The 25957-nt window shown below is 40.7% G+C and carries 25 protein-coding genes and 1 pseudogene; 9 read left to right on the forward strand and 17 right to left on the reverse strand.

Annotated features, from left to right (window positions below; translation table 11 throughout):
- The 4 genes and pseudogenes from B2Y23_RS12500 to B2Y23_RS12515 all read left to right on the forward strand — a co-directional run.
- Window positions 1-765: FAD-dependent oxidoreductase (locus B2Y23_RS12500; protein ID WP_291371130.1), on the forward strand; the 765-nt coding region annotated here is incomplete at its 5' end.
- Window positions 766-961: 196 nt separating this feature from the next.
- Complete coding sequence (locus B2Y23_RS12505) at window positions 962-1306, forward strand: hypothetical protein (protein WP_291371132.1); 345 nt, start codon at window positions 962-964, stop codon at window positions 1304-1306.
- Between the two features lie 168 nt (window positions 1307-1474).
- A pseudogene (locus B2Y23_RS12510) lies at window positions 1475-2010 on the forward strand (VIT1/CCC1 transporter family protein); the annotation flags it as partial.
- A gap of 132 nt (window positions 2011-2142) precedes the next feature.
- A complete protein-coding gene (locus B2Y23_RS12515; protein ID WP_291371134.1) occupies window positions 2143-3354 on the forward strand; it encodes a YeeE/YedE family protein in 1212 nt (403 codons plus the stop codon).
- Window positions 3355-3739: 385 nt separating this feature from the next.
- Here the strand turns inward: B2Y23_RS12515 and B2Y23_RS12520 are convergent, their stop codons facing one another.
- The 3 genes from B2Y23_RS12520 to B2Y23_RS12530 are packed head-to-tail and all read right to left on the reverse strand — an operon-like array spanning window position 3740 to window position 6350.
- Window positions 3740-4258: a hypothetical protein gene (locus B2Y23_RS12520; protein WP_291371157.1), complete on the reverse strand. Its 519-nt coding sequence runs from the start codon at window positions 4256-4258 to the stop codon at window positions 3740-3742.
- 53 nt (window positions 4259-4311) lie between these two features.
- Window positions 4312-5091, reverse strand: coding sequence for a TIGR03915 family putative DNA repair protein (locus B2Y23_RS12525; RefSeq protein WP_291371136.1), 780 nt, complete (start codon window positions 5089-5091; stop codon window positions 4312-4314).
- On the reverse strand, window positions 5091-6350 hold the full coding sequence (locus B2Y23_RS12530; RefSeq protein WP_291371138.1) for a putative DNA modification/repair radical SAM protein: 1260 nt from the start codon (window positions 6348-6350) through the stop codon (window positions 5091-5093). Before B2Y23_RS12530 ends, B2Y23_RS12525 begins: the two co-directional genes overlap by 1 nt.
- Window positions 6351-6566: 216 nt before the next feature.
- On the opposite strand from B2Y23_RS12530, the gene B2Y23_RS12535 reads away from it, so the two are divergent.
- Window positions 6567-7616 (forward strand): NAD(P)H-dependent flavin oxidoreductase, encoded by a 1050-nt coding sequence (locus B2Y23_RS12535; RefSeq protein ID WP_291352456.1) that lies wholly within the window; start codon window positions 6567-6569, stop codon window positions 7614-7616.
- A gap of 59 nt (window positions 7617-7675) precedes the next feature.
- Here B2Y23_RS12535 and B2Y23_RS12540 read toward each other — a convergent pair whose 3' ends face one another.
- Complete coding sequence (locus B2Y23_RS12540) at window positions 7676-8296, reverse strand: glycine zipper domain-containing protein (RefSeq protein WP_291352185.1); 621 nt, start codon at window positions 8294-8296, stop codon at window positions 7676-7678.
- Between the two features lie 309 nt (window positions 8297-8605).
- Complete coding sequence (gene dusB / locus B2Y23_RS12545) at window positions 8606-9631, reverse strand: tRNA dihydrouridine synthase DusB (RefSeq protein ID WP_291352188.1); 1026 nt, start codon at window positions 9629-9631, stop codon at window positions 8606-8608.
- 82 nt (window positions 9632-9713) lie between these two features.
- Here dusB and B2Y23_RS12550 point away from each other — a divergent pair, with 82 nt between their 5' ends.
- The gene (locus tag B2Y23_RS12550) at window positions 9714-10922 is read left to right on the forward strand and encodes a DUF1615 family protein (RefSeq protein WP_291352189.1); all 1209 of its coding nucleotides are present in this window, start codon (window positions 9714-9716) and stop codon (window positions 10920-10922) included.
- Window positions 10889-11542: an HAD-IB family hydrolase gene (locus B2Y23_RS12555; RefSeq protein WP_291371140.1), complete on the forward strand. Its 654-nt coding sequence runs from the start codon at window positions 10889-10891 to the stop codon at window positions 11540-11542. Before B2Y23_RS12550 ends, B2Y23_RS12555 begins: the two co-directional genes overlap by 34 nt.
- 384 nt (window positions 11543-11926) lie before the next feature.
- On the opposite strand, the gene B2Y23_RS12560 is transcribed toward B2Y23_RS12555, so the two are convergent.
- A complete protein-coding gene (locus B2Y23_RS12560) occupies window positions 11927-13021 on the reverse strand; it encodes a fatty acid desaturase family protein (RefSeq protein ID WP_291352193.1) in 1095 nt (364 codons plus the stop codon).
- A gap of 14 nt (window positions 13022-13035) precedes the next feature.
- The gene (locus B2Y23_RS12565; protein WP_291352195.1) at window positions 13036-14106 is read right to left on the reverse strand and encodes a ferredoxin reductase; all 1071 of its coding nucleotides are present in this window, start codon (window positions 14104-14106) and stop codon (window positions 13036-13038) included.
- A gap of 139 nt (window positions 14107-14245) precedes the next feature.
- Between B2Y23_RS12565 and fabR the strand changes: the two genes are divergently transcribed.
- Window positions 14246-14941, forward strand: a complete 696-nt coding sequence (gene fabR, locus B2Y23_RS12570) for an HTH-type transcriptional repressor FabR (protein WP_291352197.1) — start codon at window positions 14246-14248, stop codon at window positions 14939-14941.
- Window positions 14942-14993: 52 nt separating this feature from the next.
- Here fabR and B2Y23_RS12575 read toward each other — a convergent pair whose 3' ends face one another.
- From B2Y23_RS12575 to B2Y23_RS12620, 10 genes are all read right to left on the reverse strand, one after another.
- The gene (locus B2Y23_RS12575; protein WP_291371142.1) at window positions 14994-15821 is read right to left on the reverse strand and encodes an alpha/beta fold hydrolase; all 828 of its coding nucleotides are present in this window, start codon (window positions 15819-15821) and stop codon (window positions 14994-14996) included.
- 153 nt (window positions 15822-15974) lie between these two features.
- The gene (locus B2Y23_RS12580; protein WP_291352201.1) at window positions 15975-16241 is read right to left on the reverse strand and encodes a PAAR domain-containing protein; all 267 of its coding nucleotides are present in this window, start codon (window positions 16239-16241) and stop codon (window positions 15975-15977) included.
- A 144-nt stretch (window positions 16242-16385) separates the two neighbouring features.
- The gene (rapA, locus tag B2Y23_RS12585) at window positions 16386-19223 is read right to left on the reverse strand and encodes an RNA polymerase-associated protein RapA (RefSeq protein ID WP_291371144.1); all 2838 of its coding nucleotides are present in this window, start codon (window positions 19221-19223) and stop codon (window positions 16386-16388) included.
- A gap of 143 nt (window positions 19224-19366) precedes the next feature.
- The gene (locus B2Y23_RS12590) at window positions 19367-20011 is read right to left on the reverse strand and encodes an RluA family pseudouridine synthase (protein WP_291371146.1); all 645 of its coding nucleotides are present in this window, start codon (window positions 20009-20011) and stop codon (window positions 19367-19369) included.
- Window positions 20012-20140: 129 nt separating this feature from the next.
- Entirely contained in the window at window positions 20141-20851 is a 711-nt protein-coding gene (locus tag B2Y23_RS12595; RefSeq protein ID WP_291371148.1) for a phosphopantetheine-binding protein, read from the reverse strand.
- 117 nt (window positions 20852-20968) lie between these two features.
- Window positions 20969-21535: a hypothetical protein gene (locus tag B2Y23_RS12600; protein WP_291371150.1), complete on the reverse strand. Its 567-nt coding sequence runs from the start codon at window positions 21533-21535 to the stop codon at window positions 20969-20971.
- Between the two features lie 361 nt (window positions 21536-21896).
- Window positions 21897-22316 carry a GlcG/HbpS family heme-binding protein gene (locus B2Y23_RS12605; protein WP_291352212.1) on the reverse strand — a complete coding sequence of 140 codons (420 nt, stop codon included), beginning with the start codon at window positions 22314-22316 and terminating at the stop codon, window positions 21897-21899.
- Between the two features lie 73 nt (window positions 22317-22389).
- Complete coding sequence (hemL, locus tag B2Y23_RS12610) at window positions 22390-23691, reverse strand: glutamate-1-semialdehyde 2,1-aminomutase (RefSeq protein WP_291371152.1); 1302 nt, start codon at window positions 23689-23691, stop codon at window positions 22390-22392.
- A 43-nt stretch (window positions 23692-23734) separates the two neighbouring features.
- Complete coding sequence (gene thiE, locus B2Y23_RS12615) at window positions 23735-24355, reverse strand: thiamine phosphate synthase (RefSeq protein WP_291371154.1); 621 nt, start codon at window positions 24353-24355, stop codon at window positions 23735-23737.
- Window positions 24356-25010: 655 nt separating this feature from the next.
- On the reverse strand, window positions 25011-25394 hold the full coding sequence (locus tag B2Y23_RS12620; protein ID WP_291352219.1) for a DUF962 domain-containing protein: 384 nt from the start codon (window positions 25392-25394) through the stop codon (window positions 25011-25013).
- A gap of 272 nt (window positions 25395-25666) precedes the next feature.
- Between B2Y23_RS12620 and B2Y23_RS12625 the strand changes: the two genes are divergently transcribed.
- Window positions 25667-25957: CYTH domain-containing protein (locus B2Y23_RS12625; protein ID WP_291371156.1), on the forward strand; the 291-nt coding region annotated here is incomplete at its 3' end.

Here is a 25957-nt window from a genome sequence, read left to right on the forward strand (position 1 = left end):
AAATTTGCCGCTGAAATGGAAGCGCATGTGCGTGCTTATGATGTCGACATCATGAACCTGCAAAAAGTTTCACAAATCAAAGGTGCAGATGAAACCGCGAATGGTCTGGTGGAAGTGACGCTGGAAAATGGCGCGAAGTTAGAATCGAAAACCATCATCCTGTCGACCGGTGCACGCTGGAGAGAGATGAATGTTCCGGGTGAGCAGGAATATAAAACCCGTGGTGTAGCCTACTGCCCGCACTGTGACGGTCCGCTGTTCAAAGGCAAACGTGTGGCGGTGATTGGTGGCGGGAACTCGGGTGTGGAAGCGGCGATTGACCTGGCCGGGATTGTTGAACACGTGACCTTGGTGGAGTTTGATACCAAACTGCGTGCGGATCAGGTCTTGCAGGACAAGCTCAATAGCTTGCCCAACACCACCGTGATTATGAATGCACTTTCCACTGAAGTGATCGGTGACGGTTCACAGGTCACAGCCTTGAAATACAAAGACCGTGCCACTGATGAAGAGCACACGGTGGAACTGGCGGGAATCTTTGTGCAGATCGGTTTGTTGCCAAACACCGACTTTTTGAAAGCATCGAAAGTGGAACTTTCCAACCGCGGCGAGATTGTGATTAATGACCGCAACGAAACCAGTGTGAAAGGTGTGTTTGCAGCGGGTGACTGTACCACCGTGCCGTACAAGCAGATCATCATCGCCACCGGTGAAGGTGCCAAAGCTTCACTGTCTGCTTTTGATTACATTATCCGTAACGCCTAATTAAAAAATCAAAAAGCAGAATTTGTTTTATCCGGCTTATATCTCTGCTCTAGAGATATAAGCCTTTTTTTTCACTCATTTTTTTATAAAAAATAATTACATTTAATTAACAATTTTCGCTCATTATTTATGCTTTTTTTTAGTTATATTCGAAATACCCTATTTAGGTGGGTGCCACAATTAGAAGGAAATGAAAATGAAAAAATTGCTTATTGCTTTAGGTCTTGCTGCTACCGTTGCCCTAGTGGGCTGTAATAAACAAGAAGCACCAGAAACCGGTGCAACCACAGGTGAGCATCTTGAAAATGCAGCCAATCAAGCAAGTCATGATATTTCTGATGCAACAAAGGAAGCAGAAGCTAAAACTCAGGCTGCTGCTGAAGAAGCAACCTCTAAAATTGAGGCAGCTGGTGATGAAGCTGCAGCTAAAACTGAGGCCGCAGCTGAAAATGTTAAAGAAGCAGCGAAAGACGGCACTGCTAAGGCTGCCGGTGCTGTAGAAGAAGGTGCTTCTAATGTTCGAGAAAAAGCTCAACAATAATGTGAATCATTAAAATAAAAAAGCTCCTTTTTAAAGGAGCTTTTTTATTGATAAATCTTGCTTTTTTTATTCAGCTTTTTTATGACAGTTGTAATAGATAATGATTAAGCGCATGCATATGTCACGTTCTTATCATTTAAAAAATACTATATTCAAAGAACTGGCTAGTTACATGCTACTGTGTTTGGTACCAATGATGTAATTATTTCGTTTACCAGCCTTATTATGAGGATGGCTGCCAGTGGTGCATCCCCACATACTTTAATCATTATCTACCCTTATCGTGAACATAAACTAAAAGAACGGACCCAAATTTATATTCAATGTGGTTTAAATGCCGAATTGGCAAACGTGGTTGCTGTACAACTTACGGCTAACAATGCTCTGGAAGCACATGCACGGGATGAAATTGGTATTTACGAGAATATTGCAGTGAATCCATTACAAGCGGCAGGTTCCTCTACTCTTGCATTTTCCGTGGGTATATTATTTCTGATATTCTTAATCCTGATTAGCTCTGAGCAATATGTATCTAGCGTAGTGATGATTGTGAGTATTTCTTCAGTGGCAATATGAGGTTCTTTGCCTAGTCATTTTGCAGGCACATCTAAATTGAAGGAAAGTTTGCGTATCATATCTGGGGGATTATTACCATGCTCTTTTCTAACTGGATTGGATCACTATTTAATGTACAATCTGTTTAATTGATTTATTTTACTGATATGACAAATCAATTATTTTCAATTAAATATCCTATAATCTATCAGTTTTAATAATATTAAATGTGAAGAATCAATTAAAATATACAGATTAATTTAATTAGTTTTTATACTCCCATGTCTGTTATTGCTGCAAAATCCAATCGATCGAATCTGTCGATTTGGGTTGCTCTCTTTTTATTACTGATGGGTACGCTAGGTGCCTATCAAGTTGTGGGTCTTAATCAAGCCTTATTATTCCTGGTGGGTGGAGCTTTAGGCGTGACGCTATATCATGCCTCATTTGGTTTCACTTCTAGCTGGCGGGTTTTTATTAAAGAACGTCGTGGTCGTGGTTTACGTGCCCAAATGATTATGCTGGCGCTTGCGGTATTGCTGTTCTTCCCGGCCTTAGGTGCTGGCGAATTGTTTGGCAATCCGGTTAAAGGCAATGTCAATCCTGTGTCTATGTCTGTGATGATTGGTGCTTTTATCTTTGGTATAGGCATGCAATTGGGCGGCGGCTGTGCTTCCGGTACGCTTTACACCGTGGGTGGCGGTAGCGCGCGCATGATTGTGACCCTGATTTTCTTCTGCCTAGGATCTTTAATTGCCACTACGCATTTAGACTGGTGGTTTAATCTGCCACATCTCAAACCGATTTCGATTGTGTCGAGTTTAGGTGTAATCCCTGCACTCATTGTCAGTTTTGTCCTGTTCGCTGCGATTGCACTTGCAACCATCTTTTTTGAGAAAAAACGTCATGGTTCACTTGAAGTGGAGCCTGTTGCCGAGACTCAAGGTTTTAAACGTTTCTTACGTGGTCCATGGCCGCTGATTTGGGGAGGGATTATTCTTACCCTGCTCAACTTTGCTACTTTAGCTTTAGCTGGTCGTCCTTGGGGTGTAACTTCTGCACTTGCAGTTTGGGCAGCCAAATCAGCCAGTTTTATCGGCGTAGATGTGGCTTCTTGGGCTTATTGGCAACAACCTGGTAATGCCAAAGCTTTGTCTGAATCATTATGGTTCGATATTACTTCAATGATGAACTTCGGCATTATGCTGGGTGCCTTATTGGCGGCAAGCCTTGCCGGTAAATTTGCACCGAATTTGAATATTCCAAAACGTTCACTGATAGCTGCTGTGCTAGGCGGCTTATTACTCGGCTATGGTGCACGTCTCGCATATGGCTGTAATATTGGCGCTTACTTTAGCGGTATTGCCTCTGGGAGTGTGCATGGCTGGATATGGCTGATTTTTGCCTTTATTGGTAACGGTATTGGCGTGAAGCTTCGTCCAATCTTCTTCCCGCGCGAACGACCACAACCTGAAAAACTAACCGGTTGTTAAGTCCAATTTCAGCATATAAAAAGCCCGTCCAGTGATGTAATGCCAGTCAGTTAAGAAATTGACTGGCATTTTTCTTTTTTAAATTCATGACTGTAGTTGATATGTAGAAAAGTCATTCGCAACTGTTTTGAGGCAGGACTACATTTAAAAATGATTGTTTCTGCGACAAATTTACTAATTGATAGTAGCTGACGAGTTTTGCGGATGACAAATGCCTTTGGTTACTTTGGGCGAAACCAAAGTAACAAATGAGCTGCAAAGTTTTGATTTAAAAAGGTAAGACTCCGCCATGAATTACCAAAAATTAAAGAGTTTATTTCTAAACTCCTTAACAGATCAGCATTACATACAACGATGGGCTTTTTTTGATTTATGCTATTTTTAATTAATGCAGCGCCGCTTTTAAATTGCAGCCAAAGCCCATAATTTCCTGAGCCTGACGGTATGAAGTATAACGATTTAAAATAAAGTCATAAAACTGATCAGCATCGACAAAACTTTTGCTGAGATTTTCATCCTGCGCATGAGGTAATTTCACCTGTCCGACGAACTGCAGGTTTTGATGGCCTAGATGATACATCTCGGCAAAATAGCCATTCATCATTTGACAATAAGCCTGTTTGACCGGTTTTAAAGAGGTACTGCTCACCGCATGCAGGTTTAAAGTCTGCAACTGATTGACATCAAGGAGCGACTGGTCTGAAAAGGCAATATTGTTGCTTTTTTTAAAGACCTGATAATCTTGAGATAGCTGTTGATTGAGTGTTTCGAAACGCTGCTGCAAGCTTGCTGCATCTTGCACCTTATATTTTTGAGGATCAATCTGGATTTTTTGTTGTTCTGAAGATGAACATGCTGAAATCAGTATGCTTGAAATTAAACTCACCCAAATAAACGGCTTCATCATAAAATTATCCTCATCACTAAAATCCGCCATAGTATGCCTGAAATCTTCAGCTAAATTGATTTTTCATTCATATAACGCCAGTAACGCTTCGGCACATACTGAATGTGCAATTTCATGTTTTGCCGTGCCTGAATATTGACACTCTGGAAATAATCTTTCCACAGCTGGTCATATAGTAATTCTTGTTCATCCAGCTCAATAGTAAAAGATTGACTAAAACCGCTGGCGAGTTTGGTATCCACTTCATGAGCATTCATTTCAATTTGATGCACTTGTTGCAAATCATAATAAATGCCGTATTTACGCTTTTCGTCATAAATCAACCAACGCTGATCCTGATAACGGGCTTTAAAATGCCGCTCAATCAGCGGCAAGACATTAAAATCAGGTCGGACCAGACTTAAAAACAAGCCATCCTGACATTTTTTAAAACGCACAAAAGCTTCCATACGATGCTTTTCACGTCCCACCTGCTTGGTCCATTGCGCTAAAGCAAGCACATCTGGATGCCCATAATTTTCATCGACTTTATATGAATGCTGAAAGACATAGAGACAATAGTTAAACAGGTGCTGATCAGCAGTTTGATTTTCGGATAAAAACGTATAGTAAAAATTGCGCTGACTCTGACTTGATGTTTTTTGCTTTAATCCTTGCCAGACCCGCTGTGCATGCTCTTCATTCGAAACTACCTGAATAAAATCATCAAACAGCCCATTTTGCGCATGTTCATCACGGGTAACATTGACCTGAAACTCTTTAAATTGAAATGCACGAAACACACAGCTTAACAGGCCGGTCATGCTGCCATCAAAACAGTAAGTTGCCATTAAAAACCAAAGCCCAATTGTGGCGATAACTGCTGAGTATATTTCGACTGTCCCGACTGCAAAATCTGGTTACGAATCTGACTCGGCAACTGGTCCTTAATAAATTTTGGCGTATCGGCACAGCGGATAAAATGCTGTGCCCGGTTATATGCCACGCCAATACGTTTTAGTTGATCGATGTGGATGTTCCCAAAGCGTCGTGCCTGTACAATTTTTTTAGCAGAACGCACGCCAATGCCAGGCACGCGCAGAATCATGCGGTAATCTGCCCGGTTCAGATCTACTGGAAATTGCTCAGGATGACGTAAGGCCCAAGCTAATTTTGGATCGATCTCTAAATCTAAATTCGGATGTTTTTCATCGACCAGTTCTGCTGCATCAAAACCATAGAAACGCATCAGCCAGTCACTTTGATAGAGCCGGTTTTCTCTTAATAATGGCGGTGTGGAACCAATCGCCGGTAAGGATTTTTCCTGCTCATTAATCGGGATATAACCCGAGTAATACACCCGTTTCAGTTTAAATTCCTTGTAATGACGATCTGCCATTAAAATAATATCCTGATCGGTTTCACTATGTGCGCCCACGACCATTTGTGTGGTTTGCCCTGCTGGTACAAACTTGGGAACGGAACGAATCAGTTTGCGTTCATCTTTAAACTGAATTAAACGGTCACGCACAATACCCAAATCTTTCTGCACTTCGGCATGGGTTTTCTCGGGAGCGAATTTCTGCAAGCCCGCTTCAGTCGGCATCTCAAGATTAATACTCATCCGGTCCACATACAGACCCGCTTCGGTAATAATTTCCTGAGATGCTCCGGGAATGGTTTTTAAATGAATATAGCCATTAAAATTTTCTTCCAGACGTAATTTTTTCACCACCTGCAGCATTCGCTCCATGGTGTAATCTGCCGACTTGAATATTCCCGAACTTAAAAACAGGCCTTCAATATAATTACGGCGATAAAAATTCATGGTTAAGTCGACAACTTCCTGCACGGTAAAAGCTGCCCGTTTCACGTCATTGGAGCGCCGCGATACACAGTAAGCACAGTCGTAAATACAGACATTGGAAAATAGAATTTTAAGCAAAGATACACAGCGCCCATCTTCGGTATAGCTGTGACAAATTCCGGAACCCGTATTACCCAAACCTTTATCTTTGTTTTTTCGGTTACTGCCACTGGACGAACACGACACATCATATTTGGCAGCATCGGCTAAAATTTGCAGTTTTTCACGGATACGATCAGACATGGGTAAACAGCGCCAGAAAAATGAATAGGTATTATAAAATTTTTAACTCAGCCAGTATGTGCAGTGGTCTTTTATGCGACATGGTTTGACGTGTTATTTATCATTTCTTTTCCATTGATTTTTAAGTTTAAAAAGCTTTTTTATTTCATAAAAAAATAACGAATATTATTTGCTTAATTTAGAGGGCTTGGGCAAAGTGATATAAATGAGGAGGAACTGAATATGACTTTATTAGAACAACTTGAGATTAAACATCCTATTTTCCTTGCACCGATGGCAGGTGTTTCTACGCCTCAATTGGCGGCTGAGGTGTCCAATCAAGGTGGTTTAGGTTCATTGGGTTTGGGTGCAAGTTCAGTTGAAGCAGCACGTCAGCAGATTTTAGAAACGCAGGCCCTTACTCATAAGCCATTTCAGGTCAATTTCTTTTGCCATCAAAGCACAGCACTCGACAAAAATGTCGCAGATCAGTGGATTGAATATTTAACCCCTCAATTTAAAAAGTATCATGCTACTCCGCCAACCGAATTAAAATGTATTTATCCCAGTTTTTTAGATAATGACGACTATTTAAACCTGGTTTTAGAAACCAAGCCTAAAGCCGTAAGTTTCCACTTCGGCATTCCGCATGCTCAGCAGATTCAAGCTTTAAAAGCGGCTGGCATTATTACCATGGTTTCAGCAACCAATCTGGCTGAAGCTCTGGAAATTGAAGCGGCTGGGATTGATGTTATTATTGCGCAAGGCATTGAAGCCGGCGGACATCGCGGTATTTTTAATGATACCTTTGATAGCGCAGTCAAAACTTCCGATCTGGTGCAATTATTAAAACAATACTGTAGCAAACCTGTGGTAGCTGCTGGCGGGATTATGAATGGCCGGCAAGCCCAGCTATTAATCGAGTTGGGAGCGGAAGCTGTGCAATTAGGAACTGCTTTTGTACAGTGCAAAAGTTCCAATGCTAATACAGCCTATCGGCAAGCCCTGTTTAGCAAACCCATCACTCAAATTACTGCCAGCATTTCCGGGCGCCCTGCCCGCGGTTTAATTAACCATTGGCATACCCAGATTGATCGTCCTGAACGACCTCAGGTCGCTACTTATCCTTATTGTTATGACCTGGGTAAACAGTTGTATGCCGCAGCATCTTCACAGGGCGACCATGGTTTTGGGGCTTTTTGGGCAGGCACAAATGTTGCCCAGATCCGGGAAATGGAAGCTGCAGATTTAATTAACCAGCTGGTTCTGGAAATTAGCCAAGCCTAATCTTCTGAAATAAATCTATAAAAAACCTCTAATCGGAGAGGTTTTTTATAGGGAACAGCTTAACGTGTAGCACGATGCCAAGCATCTTTAGCTGCATATTTGGCTTCTTCCCAGCTAAGGCGAGACTGATCCTTGGTACTTTCCCATTTGCTTCGTAATTCCGGCTCTACATGTTCAAACTCGGTATTACGATCGTATTGAGATCGATTGCCATATCCGACCTGATAAGCACCCCGGTAATCGCGGTCATAGTCTAAATCGTTATAGGTATTTCGAGTTTCATGAAAATAAGGTCTTTCACGATGCTGTTCGCGCCAGTAAGCATCTTCCTCATCGGGATCAGCTTTATCTGCAATGTCATTACCCGCTATTCCGCCAACAATGCCACCGACAAGACCGCCCACCACTGCACCTGGAGGACCACCGACCATACCTAAAGTAGCCCCTATAGCAGCACCGCCTAAAGTACCGGCACTGGTCGCAGCCAGATGATCACCTGCTTCATTCATATCTGGTACACGATGGCTGTCAGTCGCTGGTGAATTCAGCTCAGGACGCGCACTATCATCTGTATGTGGACTAGATCTTAATGATTCACTCTTTAATGCATCACTCCGTTCCGGAGACAGCTCTGTTGTGGCTGGATTAATATCTGGAACTGGCCGCTTGTTATCCACCATTTTCTTTCTCCTTATGTTATTTCTATGATCTATAGATAAATAAGCTTTATAAGTTGAATAAAATATTTTAAAAGACGGCTTATTCAGCTGATCAAAATTAGCATAGAGCAAATGTCAGTGAGCTATGTTCGATAACTGTCACGATTAAGTGATGAGATGTTGTCGCATGTAATTCTTTGAGTATTGTTATATAAATTACGCAAAATAGTCTTGATAAAGAAAACAACACTGCTCTTTTTTAATTAAATGGCTTTGAAATAAAGAGCAGTGAGTTATTTGAAATAACGAAAATAACAAACGAATAAAAGGCTATTTGGTTTCGAGCAAGTTCACCTGTTCCACCTGCACATCACTCATAATCTGGCCTTGGGCAAGTAACTGATTGAAATAGTCTTCAACCACTTTAAATTGTTCAGCTGTGCTTTCAACTTTATACATATTTTGGCGGAATTCATTGCTTGAACGTAAGCCTTTGGTATACCAGGCAATATGTTTACGTGAAATGCGACAACCTGAATATTCACCATAGAAGTCATAAAGTTCAGATAAATGTCCTAACAAGACATCTTTCACTTCTTGAATATCCGGTGCCACTAACTGCTTACCTGTAGCTAAATAATGGGAAATTTCACGAAAAATCCAGGGACGACCTTGTGCAGCGCGTCCGATCATCACTGCATCAGCTCCGGTATAATCGAGCACATATTTGGCTTTTTCCGGACTATCGATATCCCCATTGGCGATCACGGGAATATTCAACATTTGTTTGACTTCTTTAATCAAACTATAACGTGCGGTATTCAAGTACATATCTTCACGGGTACGACCATGCAACGCTAATGCGGCGATCCCCGCTTCTTCCGCACGTTTTGCCACCCGCAGGATATTTTCATGGCCATTTAAATAACCCAATCGGGTTTTTAAAGTCACCGGTACATCCACAGCAGCCACGACGGTATCTAAAATACGCGCAACCAGATCTTCATCTTTTAATAATGCAGAACCCGCTAATTTATTACAGACTTTTTTGGCAGGGCAACCCATATTGATATCAACAATTTGCGCACCATTCGCCACCTGATAACGCGCCGCTTCTGCCAGCTCACTGGGTTCTGAACCGGCAATCTGCGCGGATATTGGGGCCAGTTCGCCATCAAAATTGGCCCGGTACAGACTTTTCTTGCTCATGCGTAAGGTCTGGTCTGAAGTCATCATTTCACTGACCGCATGCCCTGCACCAAAATATTTACATAGCGTCCGGAAGGGACGATCCGTAACACCTGCCATGGGAGCAACAATTAAATTATTTGACAGTTGATATGGACCAATATACATATAAATTCATCACTTTTTCGACTGACATAGTATACTGCATCTGCTGTATGGGCTCATCCTTTTGGAATATGTTTTCATTATTATGAAAAAAAATCTTTTTATTTCATCTCGTATTAAATCTTTGAGTATTCTTGCTTTGTCACTTAGCTTAGTGGCTTGTGGAGATAACTCCTGGTGGTCAAAAAATCATGAACCCACTTTAGAAGAAGATCAAATCAAGCGTCTTGTTCCGCCACGTGTACATGATCGAAGCTCATGGGCCAAAGATATTTTCGATATTACCGATCAGCTTGGTATTCCCCAGACCAAAGAAAATATTTGCAGTATTGTGGCTGTCGTCGACCAGGAATCTAACTTCGTTGCTGATCCCCAAGTTCCAGGCTTAGGTGAAAAAGCGGTTAAAGAAGTACAAGATCGTATGGATGAAAAATTTAAAGATAAATTAGGTGATTCTATTGGCGGAACCGTTGCAGGCTATTTCCAGCAAGTCTTAAAAAATCAGCCGAGTCCTGAAGACAACTATTTAAGCCAAATGCGCCGGGTAAAAACTGAACGTGAATTGGATGAGTTATATCGTGAAATTTTTGCTTATATGTCTAAACATTATCATGTCAGCGCACTCACAGGCGCAGCCAAACTGGTTGGACAAGACATTGGTGAAAAATTAAATCCGATTACCACTTTAGGTTCAATGCAGGTTCATATTGGCTATGCTAAAGAACATAAACGTCAAGGCGGCAATATTGCCGAATTACGTACCGACTTATACAGTCAATATGGCGGTTTGTATTATGGTATTCACCGTTTAATGATGTACCCTGCCGATTACAATAAAGCGATTTATCGTTTTGCAGATTATAACTCCGGCATGTATTCCAGTCGCAATGCGGCTTTTCAAAGCATGCTGAATGATTTAACGGTAGCAGAACTGGACCTTGATGGTGACCTATTGTTATACAGTAAAGATGGTTCAATCCGTTCTGCAGCGAGTCAGTCTGAACGCGAACTGATTAGCGTGTTTGCCAGCAATAATATTTTAGTGACTCCACGCCAAATTCGTGCAGACTTAAAAAAAGAAAAAGAAAAAGACTTTGAAGATACAGCAACTTATCGTGCTGTAGCAAAGCTTTACCAAGAGAAAACAGGTAAAGAACCCATATATGCTATCATGCCTGAAGTGGTTATTTCTGGTCCTAAGTTAAGCCGCGATTATAATACCAATTGGTTTGCAACTCGCGTCAATGGAAGATACCAATCATGTATGCAACGAGCCAAAAGAATAAAAATTTAGCTCTTTTTGACTTTGATGGAACCCTGTGCACCAAAGACAGTTTCACAGGGTTTATCTTTTACGCTTTATCCAAACGCCATATTGTCAAACAAGGCATTAAAATCCTGCCTTGGATTCAGGCTTATTACCTGAATATCTATCCTGCGCATGCGATGCGTTCCAAATTGTTTCGTGCCATGTTTAGTCATACAGACGTTTTGGAGTTACAGCACATTGCCCAGGAATATGCGACTAATTTAATTTCTCAATTAAATCCGCGCTTGATGAAACAACTCAAACAGCATCAAGCCTTAGGTGATGATGTCGTTCTGGTATCAGCTTCGGTAGATATTTATCTCAAACCTATCTGTGATTTATTAGATATAGATTTGATTTGTACCCGAACTGAAATAATCGATAATGTCTATACCGGACAATACACCACTCCAGATTGCAGTTCGGAACAGAAAAAGCTACGAATTTTAGAAAACTATCATTTAGATGATTATGACGTGATTTATGCTTATGGAAATAGTCATGAAGATCAAGAAATGTTGGCGATGGCTAATTATGCTTATATGGTCGGTGGTAATGAAACGATTCCCATATTGCCCAAAAAGATACAAAAAATTGCTATTTAAAAGCTAAACACTCTGTTCCGGTTTGTTTTCAGACTATTCAATTAATAAGAATATTCTAATAAAAGTAAAATTAAAATAATGCTTTATAAAAATAAAATTTATATTATTAAAAAAAATCATATTGCGATATTCGCATAATGAACTTATCTAATCCTCCAAAACTGGTCAAAGGCATATATATATATTTGTTTTGGAGAAAACCATTTGTCTTATTGTCCTCATTTTCTTATTAGGCGAGCCGTCAAAGCTGGACACAACAGGAAATTTCGCAGGTCCTGAATGAGACAAAAAAAGGCAACTACATGGACTTAATCAAAATACTTAAGACACATATCCATGAGTAAAAAGCCACTTCAATAGAAGAGGCTTTTTACTGCAACAAGATTATTTCTTGAATGGAAATGCGAATTTAGCAATACGTTTAATGACACTGCCATACTGTTTAACCAAGCTGGCATTATTGTAATTTAAACCATATTTTTCACATACTGCCTGTACTTTAGGCGCCATTTTACGGTAACGGCGTGCTGGAACATCAGGGTATAAATGATGCTCAATTTGGTGGCTTAAGTGACCGGTCAAAATATGGAATGCTTCTGAACCAGTGAGGTTTGATGAACCACGGATCTGGCGCATATACCAGTGTCCGCGACTTTCATTTTCCAGCACTGATTTCGGGAATACTTCAACATCTTTAGTAAAGTGACCACAGAAAATAATACTGAATGTCCAGATGTTACGGATACCGTTCGCTACCAGGTTACCAGTAAATACAGGTAAAGCTGCTGGACCAGCAATCAATGGGAAGAAAACATAATCTTTAAACAATTGTTTGCCAATTTTCTTCTGCATCGGTTGCCATTCTTTTTTAGCCTGTTCCTTAGATTTACGGCCTTTCCATACTTTACCTATTTCCAGATTTTGAATGGCTACGCCCCACTGGAATAACAGGCAAAATGGAATCGCATAAATCGGTTGTAGAAGATAACCTGGCTTCCAGCGTTGTTCCGGGAACAGACGAAGTAAACCATAACCAATATCATCGTCCATACCTTTAATATTGGTATAGGTATGATGCTTATAATTATGAGTTTGACGCCAGTTATCTGCAGTACCCACGATGTCCCACTCATAACTTGGACCATGGAATTTAGGATCATTCATCCAGTCATATTGACCATGCATAACATTATGGCCAAGTTCCATGTTTTCCATGATTTTGGCAAAACCAAGTAAACCGGTACCTAAAACCCAAGCCGGCGGGAACCAGCCAGCAAATAAGCAGGCACGTCCAGCTATTGAAGCATAACGGATGGTTGAATAAACACGGCGGATGTATTTTGCGTCTTTTTCGCCAATATCATCCAGTACTTCTTGTTTGATGGCATCCAGCTCACGAGCCAAATCATCCAATTGAGATTGTGTGAGCTCACCATTTTTAGGATTTTTAAAATATTCTATTTTAACAGGCATATTCATGATATTTGTCTCACTTATAAATCAATGACAAGGTCAGACTGTGCTGAATTGACACAGATTTTTAATAAATTACCAGGTTCTGAATTCTGACCACCGTTCACCAAATTCTTGGTTGAACCTTCAACTTTATTACAGACACATTTATTACAGATGCCCATACGGCAACCATGAGTCGGTTTGATATTTTGCTGTTCAAGACTGGTTAAAATGGACTGCCCTTTAGGAATAGCAACGACTTTATTAGACTTACGTAAAGTGATATTCACAAAACCGATATCAGAATTTTCAACTGGAGACATACTAAAAGCTTCACTTTTGAAACTCTGCGCATGGGCAAACAGCTGCTCTGCTTGTGCTACAAATCCGGATGGACCGCAAGCGTAAACTACACTATTTTCAATATTTTCCAGCAAAGCTAAATGCTTTTGGTTTAAGCGTTCACCAGCATTTTCTTCCTGGGTATAAAAAACCTGAAATGAGAAATTCGGATACTGTTCAGCTAGTTTCTCGAAACGCGCTTTAAAGGCCACATCGGCATATTCTCGTACCCAATACAACAACCGGATGGGTGCCTGAGTCATGCGATCTGTTTTGGAGAGTGCTTTGAGTAAACTTAACATTGGAGTAATGCCACTGCCGGCAGCAAGCAATACCATCGCTTGGGCCTGCTTAGGTAACAGCATATCGCCATAAGGCTGCCCAAATTCAAGAATGTCGCCAACTTGAGCGTGTTCCACCAACCAGGAACTGACTTTACCTTGATCTACTTTTTTAACGCTTAACAATACATGTTGAGCATCAAGCTGAGTCAAGCTATAGCTACGTTCATAACGTACACCGTTCACTTCTACAAAGATTGGATGATGTTGCCCTGCTTGTCCCATTTTAAAATGACGGTTCACCTGAATGGTCAAACTCATCATATTTTGTGCAGAATTTTCTTTTTGCACAATTTTGCCTAACGCTTGATTGATTGACCAAAGCGAATTGAATTTTTGCAACCAGAAATTGGCTGCATGCTGATCAATAACAGTATCAGCAAGAGAACTTAAGGGAGATGTTTTCATTTTTTCTACAACATGCATAGTCAGTACCACGCGATTGAATTTTAATTATTATACACATGTATATATATTTGTATATATATTTGTATTGTTTCTATTCATTTCCCAAGTTGCAATGCAACCGTTATAATGTTTTTGTGTTTCTAATCCATTGAAAAATATGAACCAATCTTCTATCAAAAAAAATGTTGATGCCCCTGTTGATAAACAGAATTTTGTTCATGAACCGGTGATCGTCCGCACTGTGGGTCGAAAAGCAACAATTACCAAAGAAGAGCTGTTTCAGGCTGCATTGAACTTAATCGGCCCACAAAAAAGTATATCTTCCTTAAGCCTGCGTGAAGTTGCCCGCGAGGCAGGTATTGCTCCCAATAGTTTTTATCGACATTTCAAAGATATAGATGAACTCGCGATTGAATTGATTGATCGTGCGGGGATTGTATTACGTCAAATTTTGCATCAGGCACGCTTAAAGGCCTCTAAGCAAAACAGCATTATTCGCAGTTCAGTTGAAATTTTTATTGAACAATTAGATGCAGATGAGGGAAATTTAAGCTTATTGCTGCGTGAAGCCTATACCGGCTCTGCATCTTATAAATCAGCAGTACAACGTCAGTTAAATTATTTTCAGCAAGAATTGCAGGACGACCTCATTCGCTTAGAACGACTCAATAACAGCAGACTTTCTCACCCGGACATTGCTGCAAAAGCCATTACCCAACTGGTATTTAACATGGGTGCAACAGTGATAGATATCTCTGCGACTGAACGCAAGGAAATTGCCGAACAAACCATGATCATGATTCGTATGATTTTAGAAGGTTCACGCCATCTAGATGAATCAAAAATCCGATAATTTATAATGTTATTGCTGGTGAAGAATCCACCTATGAATTCTTCACTGTGCATTAAATACCTTGCTGTGCTGAAATAATCTTTTTCACCCATTGGGCTGTGCTTTCCGGTTGTTCTAAAGGAAACATATGTCTGCCTTCAACCACGCTAAATTCAATTCCATAGACCTTTTTCATCCCTTGCGGCAAGCCCTGTTTATAAAAATGACTCTGTTGTGCGGTGATTAGATGTACCGGAACTTGAGGTGCTTTACGTGGTGTACGCCACCACCAGGCCGGCACAGTTCTGAAAATTTCTGCTTCTGTAGATTTAGGAATAGTTAAAGTAACTCCGCCCCGTGCTATGTCATCCTTGATCCCACTGCTAAAAAAATCATCAAAACACTCAGCATCAAATTTTTCAAACAAGCGGTTATTACGCAAAGACTGATAGGCTTCCTCCCGACTACTCCAATGATCTTTGCGTTTCAAAGTCATGCCCGCTGGAGTAATGTTATCGACCGCTTTTAACTTCAGTTTTTGCAGGCCTTCGAAAATGGCAGATTTAGGCCCGATCACAAAAGGCGGATCCATGATTATCAGTTGTGAAAATAAATCGGGGCGTTTATATGCCGCCATTAAAGTGAGCAAAGAACCAAATGAGTGACCTAATCCAATCACCTGCTGATCTGGAAATTGCTGTTTAATATCGGCAATAACTTGTGCAACCAGATAATCCCAGGACTTGGTCACTGGATATTTTTGATCCAGACCAATGATCGGGATGGCCTTTAAATCAAAATCTGCTTTGAAACAATTAAAAAATTTTTGATACGTGGCCGAAGGAATGCCATTGGCATGGGTAAAATGAATCGCATTTTTCCTGAATAATTCATCTGCCATATATCCCTGCTCTTGTTTCATTGATCTAATTAACAGGATATTAGCTTAAGGAAAAATTGGCGTAGATGACATCCATAAATGCATGATTCACTGACTTGCAAGTCAATTCAAGGGCTTTGAATAACTGGACAAAACCGGTTGCTTGGTTTGTGATTATTTTTTTGAAACCACCAGAAACTGATTACCTAAAAAGACTGCTCCGCAATTCGTTTTGTCTCCTGCAATCACCACTCCACGTCCTTTCACAATAGTAGACTGTACTGCTGCAATGGCAGATACCACTGTTTTGCATTTCGGACAATAATGTTTCATACCGTGCAAATGCACCGCTATACCATTAATGATAAAAGAAGGATCACATTCGGAGACGATACCGCCGTGTGAAGTTGTAGAACCGAGGGTGATTAAAGATTGAGTCATTGTTATTCTTTTAATACTTTATAATTTTTTTATTTTAGCATGAGTTGAATTTTAAGCTAGATGAGTTGTGGCTCGCTCCTATTTAAGATCAGGCCATAAAAAAGCACCCGTAGGTGCTTTTTTATTTGAGGAAGTAAGTTACAGTTATGGTTTAACTACCACCATCACCTGAATTGCTTCTGGTGTTACCGATAAACCATCCAGCAAGTTCAAGCCTTCTTTCTGGAATTTCTGCAAGCGTGCAATTTCATCTTCACGGATACTTGGATTGAACTGTTTCAAATAGCTCAAACGGTCAATTTCATATTGCCATTTATTACCGTAGACTTCTTTTGCCTGCTGCTTGAAGTTTGGCAATGCCGATTTAGCAATATCCAAAGCTTGCGTATAGCGCGCTTCAATCACTTCACGGCGCGCTTTCACCACCTGACGGCAGCTATTGCCATCTAGATGATGCAGATAAGGTTTCAAAATTTCTGGTGCAATCTTTTCAGATAAATCCTGACCTTTTTCACTCAGCAATACGCGAATCAACTGTTGTGGCAAGCTTGATGGCAGGTTCAATGCCTTCGGTGCAACCACATCTACCTTGAACCAGACTTCCAGCAATACCGAACCTTGTGGCAAGGCTGCTGATTTTAATACCGCAACATTGGTACTACCAAAAGATTGGGTATTAATCATTTCCATCACGCTTTCGGTGAATGGATGTTCAAGGGTCAAATACTGGGCATCTTCACGGACTTGAGCCTGATCACGATAAAAAGTCGCGGTCATGCCTTCTTCATCCAGTGACAAACCTTGTACCTGCATCTGATCGGTTGGCTTGATGATCACGGTACCATTACTTTGCTCATCAAAATCGATATTGGTCGATGCCATAAAGCGTTTCATAAACATTGGCAAGGTGGTATTGTCATCATAGTTTTCAAGTGCCTGCACAATTTCTTGCGCCACGATTGGACGGCAAGAGTTGTATTCAAGCAGACGGTCACGACCTTCCTGCAATTCAGCTTCCAAAGCTTCACGCTGCACACTGACTTCTTCAAGCAAATCTTCAAACTGCTGGCCTAAATCTGCCAATAAACAGTCTTTTAATTTCACAATAAAGTTTTCTTGCAAGGTTTGCGCAGTCGGTGAAATATTGCTGAAAATATTTAAACCTTCGTTGTACCAGCGGAACATACGTTCTTGCGCAGTGCCTAGCAAATAAGGCACATGAATCTGAATCCGGTTTTCCTGACCAATACGGTCCAGACGACCGATACGCTGTTCGAGCACATCCGGATTGGCTGGCAAATCAAACAGAATCAGGTCAGAGGCAAACTGGAAGTTACGACCTTCTGAACCAATTTCAGAACACAGTAAAATCTGCGCACCATAAGAGTCTTCTGCAAAGTAAGCCGCAGCCTGATCGCGTTCAAGCAGACTCATGCCTTCATGGAACATCGCGGTACGAATACCGGCATGTAAACGTAAGACATTTTCCAAGGCTTCAACCACTGGACCACTACGCGCAATCAGCAACACTTTTTTGTGTTTCAATTCGGTACGCAGCATTTCCATCAGCCACATCACACGTGGATCATGCTCCATCCACGCACCATCCAGCTGGGCTTCTTCAGGCCACATCTGTTCACGCAGCTTGCCATCTTTCGACCAGTTTGCAGGCGCTGGCAAAGGAGCCGGCTGGCAATCACGACCCGGGAAACCCTGAATCGCTTCACGGGTATTACGGAATAAGATACGACCGGTACCATGACGGTCCAACAATTCGTGAATAGCACGGAAACGCTGTTCCGGCTCATCCTGAATGCTATGCCCCAACAAGCCTTCAATCGCTTTTAAATGCCCCTCTTCCAAAGGCATATCCGACATCAGCACTTCAGCAATTTTAGCTGTTTGATGATATTGCTCTTCTTCATCCAGGAAGCGGTCAAGTGAACTGAAACGCTGCGGATCAAGCAGACGTAAACGGGCAAAATGACTTTCTACGCCGAGTTGTTCTGGCGTTGCTGTAAGCAGTAGCACACCCGGTGTTTTTTCAGCAAGTTCTTCAACCAGGTCGTAACGGTCATTACCGCCTTCTTCCTCAGACCACATCAGGTGATGCGCTTCATCGACCACTAAAAGATCGAAACCGGCTTCCAAAGCCTGCTCACGTAAATCTTCGTGATCGACCATCAAGTCAACGCTGGCAATAATGCATTGCTCGGTCAGGAATGGGTTTAAATCTGGATCATGTTCTTTGATCGAAGCGGTACGGGTCAAATCAAACAAAGAGAACTGCAGATTGAAACGGCGACGCATCTCAATCATCCACTGATATTGCAGTGAATCTGGAACCAAAATCAGAATACGTTCTGAGCGTGCTGTTTTAAGTTGCTGGTGAATGATCAGACCCGCTTCAATGGTTTTACCCAAGCCTACTTCATCGGCAAGCAAAACACGTGGTGCAAAACGCTGACCGACTTCATGCGCGATATACAGCTGATGTGGAATCAAGCCGACACGGGCTCCGATCATGCCGCGTAAAGGACTGTTTTTCATATTGGCTTGCATCAGCAAGGCTTCAATTCGCAGGTCGTACCATTCTTTATAGTCGACCTGACTTGCCAGCAAACGGTCAAGCGGTTTAGACAGCTGAATGGTCGCACCAATACGGGTTTCGTTTAAGGATTTACGCTCTTCTGAACCATCTTCCAGACGGCGCACCACGTTGTAACGTACCACGCCATGACGGTCTTCCAGACCCTCAACGGTCCATTTGGCGCCTTCCTGGTCCTGCAACTCATCATTCACGTTGAATACAATACGCGATAAAGGTGCATTGTTACGTGCATAGACACGTGTTTCATCACTTTTTGGGAATAAGATGCTAACCGATCGTTCATCTACGTCTATTAGAACGCCTAAACCGAGTTCTGTTTCCGTATCTGATAACCAACGCTGACCAATAGCAAACTGATGCAATTTTTCCACCTTTATCTAAAAATGAGGACACTAATTTCAAGCCCAAAATCTGGTTGGTATTTGAGCAAAAAACCAGGTCTTTAAGCAATATATTTTGACATAAAGCCCACTAAAAAGTGCGCAAAATCGATGAGGATTAAAAAGTTTTTACTTTAAAAAGGAACCGGAGCATAAAACTCCAACAGTTCTTCTGTTTGTGGATGATAAAAACTTAAACTTTCAGCATGTAAACATAGCCGCAGCATCAACAGTTGCTGCTCAGGAGTCGCATATAAGGTGTCGCCAATAATGGGATGACCTAAATATTGCATATGCACACGCAGCTGATGAGAACGGCCGGTAATCGGGCTCAGTTTGACACGCGTCACCGCCTGTCCCTGAATTTCAAAATGTTCAATCGCCTGCCAATGTGTCAGTGCAGGCTTGTTGTGATTTGGGTCGGCAATATGTAAGGGTGGATGTTCCGGATCGTAAACGACAGGTACATCAACCGTGCCTTCGCCTTCAAGATGGCCTGCCACCACAGCTTGATAGGTTTTGTCGGTTTGGCGTTCCTGAAACTGGCGGGAAATAGTTTTTTGCCCCCATCGGGTCAGGCCAAAGACCAGAATGCCGGAGGTATCACGATCCAGACGATGAATCAGCAAGGTTTTTGGTTCTATTTTTAATAATCGGTTGATAACGCAATCTTGCAAATCTTCGGTTTTACCGGGAACAGTGAGCACACCTGCAGGTTTATGGATGACCATAAAATCTTGATCACGATGTATCAGATGTTCGGTTAGAAAATTACTCAATGTTCAATCCCAGGCTGATCGCGAAAACGAGCCGGCAATAATAGAAAGCTTGGCACAGAATTACAATGCACAATGACGGAATTGGCGACGGTTTTTCCGATTTTAAGTAAAAAAAATTTCAATCACACCTTATGAATGCACTGATTGCAATATAAAACTCACCAGGTCATGCAAAGATGGATGTGCTAAAACATCTTCATATCGCACATTTGCACCATGCGCACGCCAAACACTGACCAAAGTGACAATGGCGACTGAATCCAGACCGTATTGTTTCAAATCGACATAAGGATCAATTTCAAGTGCATCCATGTTCAGTTGTTCAGCAACAGCCAGCATGATGCCCTTGGTGGAAAGCATATAACTGGACGGCGCACTTAAATCCCATAGTCGAGTCAAGCTATAGCTATTCATGTGATGCACACCTTGTGCCGAGATATTTTCAATCCACTGGATATGCTGTTCTTGAGCGGACAAGAAAATAGCATCGTCCACTATACAGATTTGCTCAGTCACACTTTGTATATGTGGCAGTATTTGCTTGAGCATAGGTGTGACTTGTCCCGCAAAAATCAGTTGTGGATGTGTGCTTGCATATTCCCCGAGCTGTTGCATGCCCTGCATCAAATCATCGCCGCACAAATCAACAATTGGAATATCAAGTGCTTTGGCTTTATTGCTGATCTGAACCAGATGAGTCATCAGGTCGCTGTCTTGTATGCCTGCCATCATCCTTAAATTTTGTAATCCAACCAGTACTAAGACAGATTCAGCGGATGAAAGCTGCCATTTGGCTTGTGATGGTGCGAGTTGGATTTTTTTGGGCATGGGGTAAAGCATGGGAGATGATTCATCTAATACTTGCAAAGTTACGATATGCTAGCTTAGATTAACTTGCTTGATAAGTTTGAAAGTAGTTAAATTTTTTTTAAATGATGCTATTCACTAACTAAAATATCACTGAAAATATTTAGCTATTATCGATATTATAGTTACTGAAAAAATTAGCATGAACCAATAAGGAATGTTTTTTGAAATAATATTTTTAGATACATCAATCGATGGATCAGATTTTGTAAAAGACTTATAGTGTTTTTTAACATATTCAGCTCTTTTTTGATTAAATTTTATAATTGCATTTTCTTCTTCAGCACTAATTTTCTGATCTAACTTACGAAAATGAAAAATAGATTCTTCATAGAATGGTTGAGATGAATAGATCTTCTCAGCAAGATCATCGAGGCTTTTTCTTCCTTTTGCCCTATATTCAAGAATCTCCTTTAAATCTAACTTTATATTCCAAGAATAACTATAATGGCGAAGATCGCATTGCACGTCCAAGAAGAATTCTTGCTGTTTTTCCAATAAATACCATACCCCTTCACGATAATCTAATACTTTCATTTCATCTGGAATATCCGAAATTATCTTAGTTGCAATTTTTAAGAATCCCAAGCAAGCCAAATACTCATTTGTAAAATATAAAGTATCTTCCCGTAAGACTCCTCTTTCAATGAAGCTCAAACACCATTGCTGACTATTTCTGGATTTTTCTAAATGAATTGTTATATAAAAATCGAGTCAATAGCTAATGACCTCATCATTACTTGGATAATATGTCACCATTGGGTAGAGGATATGGTGTAGATCGATTATTTTCATATGTATTTTTTGATTAAAAACTATTTTTTAATTTCTCTAAAACTAACATAATGCACATCACATAAAATTTTAAAATTAATTAATTTTAATTCATTGGCTTATGAATCGATTAAAAGCCCAAATTAAAAATTATTAGGCTTTTATTGATTCTTTTCAATCCACAATTAAGTTTTAATCAAAATTACACTTTAATATTTAATTTTATTAAAAAATATAACTGATTTTAGCCTTTAACCTGCGCCAAAAACTTCTCTATCGCCACTTGTGCAATTTCCGCATCCTGAAAAGACTTTACCCCAGACACACCCATCGCACCCACTAATTGCCCTTCATATATAATCGGCTCACCACCTTCAAGCATCCCAGAAAAAGTTTCCATAGTCAGAAAACCCATTTGACCGCCTTTAATAATATCTTCAAATAACTTGGAAGGACGGCGGCTGATCGCAGAACATTTGGCTTTTTCTAAACATAGATTGGCTGTCATAGGCGATGCTCCATCCATGCGCTTCATTGTCAGCAAATTTCCTGTTTCATCCACAACAGCAATGCTGACATTAAAGTTGTGCTGAATAGCATATTGATGTGCATGATTTAATAAAAACTCGGCATCACTCAGCGTCAGATAATGTTTGGTTTGCATATTCATCCTCAAAAAATTCTTTATAAAAAAGCCCGAACGAATTCGGGCCTAATATTTTGCAAAAATAAAATGCTTAAGCTTTCATTTCCGCAAAGGTTTCTTTTGCAGCTTGAATAGTAAATTCAATATCTTCATCAGAATGCGTAGCTGAAATAAATCCAGCTTCAAAAGCAGATGGCGCAAGGTTCACACCACGGTCTAACATGCCATGGAAGAATTTACGGAAAGCATTAACATCACATTTCAACATTGAATCGAAACTGGTAATGTCTTCTTGATCGGTGAAGTACAAACCAAACATACCGCCCACTTGTTGAGTCTTGAATGGAATACCAGCTTCATCCGCAGCAGCTTGTAACCCGGCAAGCAATTTTTCGAGCTGTGCAGTTAATTTTTCATAAAAACCTTCGGTACGTAAATGCTTGAACATTTCAATACCGGCACGCATCGCCAATGGATTACCTGACAATGTACCTGCTTGATAAACCTTACCTAAAGGCGCGATGCATTCCATCACTTCACGTTTACCACCGAAAGCACCTACCGGTAAGCCTGCACCAATGATTTTACCTAAAGTGGTTAAATCAGGTGTTACGCCATAATGCGCTTGCGCACCACCAAGACCGACACGGAAACCGGTCATCACTTCATCAATGATGAAGATAGAACCATGTTCGTCACATACATCACGAATTGCCTGAAGGAAACCATCAATCGGTTTCACCAGGTTCATGTTGCCTGCAACAGGTTCAACAATTACGCCGGCAATTTCAGAACCAAATTTGGCAAAACATTCCTTTAAGGTAGCAATATCGTTATACGGCAGCGTTAAAGTATGCTTGGCAAAATCAGCAGGCACACCCGCAGAAGTCGCCTCACCTTCGCCACTGGTCAACATACCTGAACCGGCTTTAACTAAAAGCGAGTCTGAGTGACCGTGGTAACAGCCTTCAAATTTTACAATCTTGTCACGACCAGTATAGCCACGTGCCAGACGAATCGCGGTCATGGTTGCTTCCGTACCTGAGTTGGTCATACGAACCAATTCAATGGAGGGCATGATTTCACAAATGATGTCCGCCAATGTCGTTTCATGCACGGTTGGCGCACCAAAACTTAAACCATCAACCGCAGCTTCTTGAACGGCTTTTATGATTTCTGGATGGGCATGACCCAAGATCATCGGCCCCCATGAACCGACATAGTCAACATAGCGTCTACCATCGACATCGTATAAATAGGCACCTTTGGCCTTTTCAATAAATACAGGCGTACCACCCACCCCATTAAACGCACGTACCGGTGAATTCACCCCACCCGGAATATGTTTGCTGGCTTGTTTAAACAATTGTTCTTGCTTTGGAGATAGGCTCATGAATTTACTCAACTCAAAATTAAATCAATCTAAATCTATTTTATTAACGGTTGTCTTGAAAAAGTGCAGACCATTCATCTAAACGCTCAGGAATGGCATTCATAGGACGACCTAATATATCACTAATCACGGCGCAATAATCTGCACCAGCTTCAACCACGATCTTTGAATTTTCAACGGTTAAACCGCCAATAGCACAAATAGGCACATTCAGTTGCGTTTTGGCTTGTTTCAAGGTTTCCAGACCAATGTTTCCAGCTTCAGGCTTACTTTCAGTCGCATAAATTGCACCAAACGCCACATAATTTGCGCCTTCAGCAATCGCTTGTTCAGCCAGCTCAAGTGAGTTATTGCAGCTACGCCCAATTAATACATTATTTGGCAAGCGAGCCACAGCCTCAACGATTGAACCATCATCCTGACCAAGATGAACCCCAACACCGTATTGAACCGCCATTTCAAGATCATCATTAATCACGAAAGGCACACCATATTCAGCACACATGGCTTTCATATACTCGATTTCGTAAATTTGATCTTCTTTGGCGACTTTTTTACGACGGTATTGCAGTACCGCAACACCACCATTCGCCATTGCACCTTCTAACTTCGCCAATAAAAGTTCTAAAGGATCATCATTGGTAATCAGATATAAACCGCGCATAACAAACTGCCAAAACTAAAACTGCCCTATTATAGGCACATCAACAGCAAGTTTCAGCGCATCCAGCTTAATTGCATAAGGAATAAAACCAATAAATTTGCAAAAAGCCGAAAAACAAAGTCCTGGTACATTTTTTCAAAATAAATGAAAAAATACCTATTTTAAGTGATAGCTCATGTAGGTATTAATCGGTTTAATAAAGCTATAGAACAACAATAAATAATAATGACAATATAATAATAAAACTTGGAAACTTGATTAGATTCTCTAATCTTTGGTGATAAAACGCGCTTGGGGAAGCGAACTAAAGATTAGAGAATCGCCCTATTTTAGTGTTTCATTACGCTCAAATTGATCAGGTCTTTTATCCTGATAAATGATTTTTAGCAAATAATGAATCCCCATTTTAAAGTGCGTAGCTTTCAACAAAATTCTAGATATAAAAAAAGCCTAGAGAAGGTCACTCTAGGCTTGGAAAACTTTAAGATTGGGACAGTCTGGAAGTAAAAATCAACTTCTTAAACGTCTGTGCTATTAATAGAATATTCACTCTATTATTGCAAGTCCACTCAGTCAATTTTCATCTTTTTTTGAAGTAATTTTTTGCAACTTTGAAGATTTACTTCAATTTACCTCAAAACCAGGCTTAATTTAACTAACTTTGAATTTTATCCAGCGAACGATTTTTTAAACTTAAATCGCCACGCAGCACATCAGAAAACATGCGCCAATCTGAAATAAAACTATACAGCGGTTGTTTAAAACTTGCCGGTTTATTTTTTTCAAATAGAAAATGTCCTACCCATGCACTAGCATAACCCGCCAGCAAACCATAGACCAGATATTTGGGCTTTCTTTTTAAAATAGCGCGACTCAATAAACATACCCCGACAGTACTGCCGAATACATGCAAGCGGCGACTCATGATATTACGATGCTCAGTTAAATAAAACCGATAAAATTCATGATAGTTTTGAAGCGGTAACTGAAATTCCGGTTCTGGATGATGTTCAAATTTGAGCTGAATCGTTGTATTCATGGTCATTCCCTCCCTGTTTTTATTTAAGTTAGCGCATATTTTATCCAAATTAAAGTATCAGCCTGCATCATTTTTTTGATCATTTCCAAAGCAATTACTCAAGAATCCACTCGTCAAGTCTTACATCAAAAATCATTTTCGTTACAATCAGGAGCCTAGAATCAACAATACAATTCCGGCGCTATAAAAGAATAGATTTCATAACGCATGTGTAAGCTATAGATGAGGTGTGGCATTGCTGACATCGCATCAAAAAATTAGGATGAAAGATCATGGTTGAAGTTGAATTAAAATTTCAAATTCCTGAAGCAAGACGTAATGCTTTACTGAAAGCATTAGATCCTAAAAAATCTGAAATTATTCAACTCAAAGCCAAATATTATGACACTTCTGAACGTCTACTTTCCCAGCATGGGGTAGCTTTAAGACAACGCCTCGAAGGTACACGCTGGATTCAAACCTTAAAAGCTGCCGGTAAAAGTCATTTACACCGTTTTGAGCATAACTATGACCTAGGGGAACTTGAACAACCACCCCAGCTGGATTTATCTGTTTATGAGCAA

This window comes from Acinetobacter sp. UBA5934, from assembly GCF_002430855.1.
GTDB lineage: Bacteria > Pseudomonadota > Gammaproteobacteria > Pseudomonadales > Moraxellaceae > Acinetobacter.

Coding starts and splice junctions, on each gene's coding strand:
- B2Y23_RS12540 (WP_291352185.1), bottom strand. CDS start 8,296: ATGGTGGATAACAAGCGGCCAGTTCCAGATATTAATCCAGCCACAACA.
- B2Y23_RS12530 (WP_291371138.1), bottom strand. CDS start 6,350: ATGTCTGATCGTATCCGTGAAAAACTGCAAATTTTAGCCGATGCTGCC.
- B2Y23_RS12525 (WP_291371136.1), bottom strand. CDS start 5,091: ATGGCAACTTACTGTTTTGATGGCAGCATGACCGGCCTGTTAAGCTGT.
- hemL (WP_291371152.1), bottom strand. CDS start 23,691: ATGAGCCTATCTCCAAAGCAAGAACAATTGTTTAAACAAGCCAGCAAA.
- dusB (WP_291352188.1), bottom strand. CDS start 9,631: ATGTATATTGGTCCATATCAACTGTCAAATAATTTAATTGTTGCTCCC.
- B2Y23_RS12515 (WP_291371134.1), top strand. CDS start 2,143: ATGTCTGTTATTGCTGCAAAATCCAATCGATCGAATCTGTCGATTTGG.
- B2Y23_RS12580 (WP_291352201.1), bottom strand. CDS start 16,241: ATGACTCAATCTTTAATCACCCTCGGTTCTACAACTTCACACGGCGGT.
- B2Y23_RS12505 (WP_291371132.1), top strand. CDS start 962: ATGAAAAAATTGCTTATTGCTTTAGGTCTTGCTGCTACCGTTGCCCTA.
- B2Y23_RS12565 (WP_291352195.1), bottom strand. CDS start 14,106: ATGCATGTTGTAGAAAAAATGAAAACATCTCCCTTAAGTTCTCTTGCT.
- B2Y23_RS12605 (WP_291352212.1), bottom strand. CDS start 22,316: ATGCAAACCAAACATTATCTGACGCTGAGTGATGCCGAGTTTTTATTA.
- B2Y23_RS12520 (WP_291371157.1), bottom strand. CDS start 4,258: ATGAAGCCGTTTATTTGGGTGAGTTTAATTTCAAGCATACTGATTTCA.
- B2Y23_RS12595 (WP_291371148.1), bottom strand. CDS start 20,851: ATGCTTTACCCCATGCCCAAAAAAATCCAACTCGCACCATCACAAGCC.
- B2Y23_RS12550 (WP_291352189.1), top strand. CDS start 9,714: ATGAAAAAAAATCTTTTTATTTCATCTCGTATTAAATCTTTGAGTATT.
- fabR (WP_291352197.1), top strand. CDS start 14,246: ATGAACCAATCTTCTATCAAAAAAAATGTTGATGCCCCTGTTGATAAA.
- B2Y23_RS12620 (WP_291352219.1), bottom strand. CDS start 25,394: ATGAATACAACGATTCAGCTCAAATTTGAACATCATCCAGAACCGGAA.
- B2Y23_RS12555 (WP_291371140.1), top strand. CDS start 10,889: ATGTATGCAACGAGCCAAAAGAATAAAAATTTAGCTCTTTTTGACTTT.
- B2Y23_RS12560 (WP_291352193.1), bottom strand. CDS start 13,021: ATGAATATGCCTGTTAAAATAGAATATTTTAAAAATCCTAAAAATGGT.
- B2Y23_RS12575 (WP_291371142.1), bottom strand. CDS start 15,821: ATGGCAGATGAATTATTCAGGAAAAATGCGATTCATTTTACCCATGCC.
- thiE (WP_291371154.1), bottom strand. CDS start 24,355: ATGCGCGGTTTATATCTGATTACCAATGATGATCCTTTAGAACTTTTA.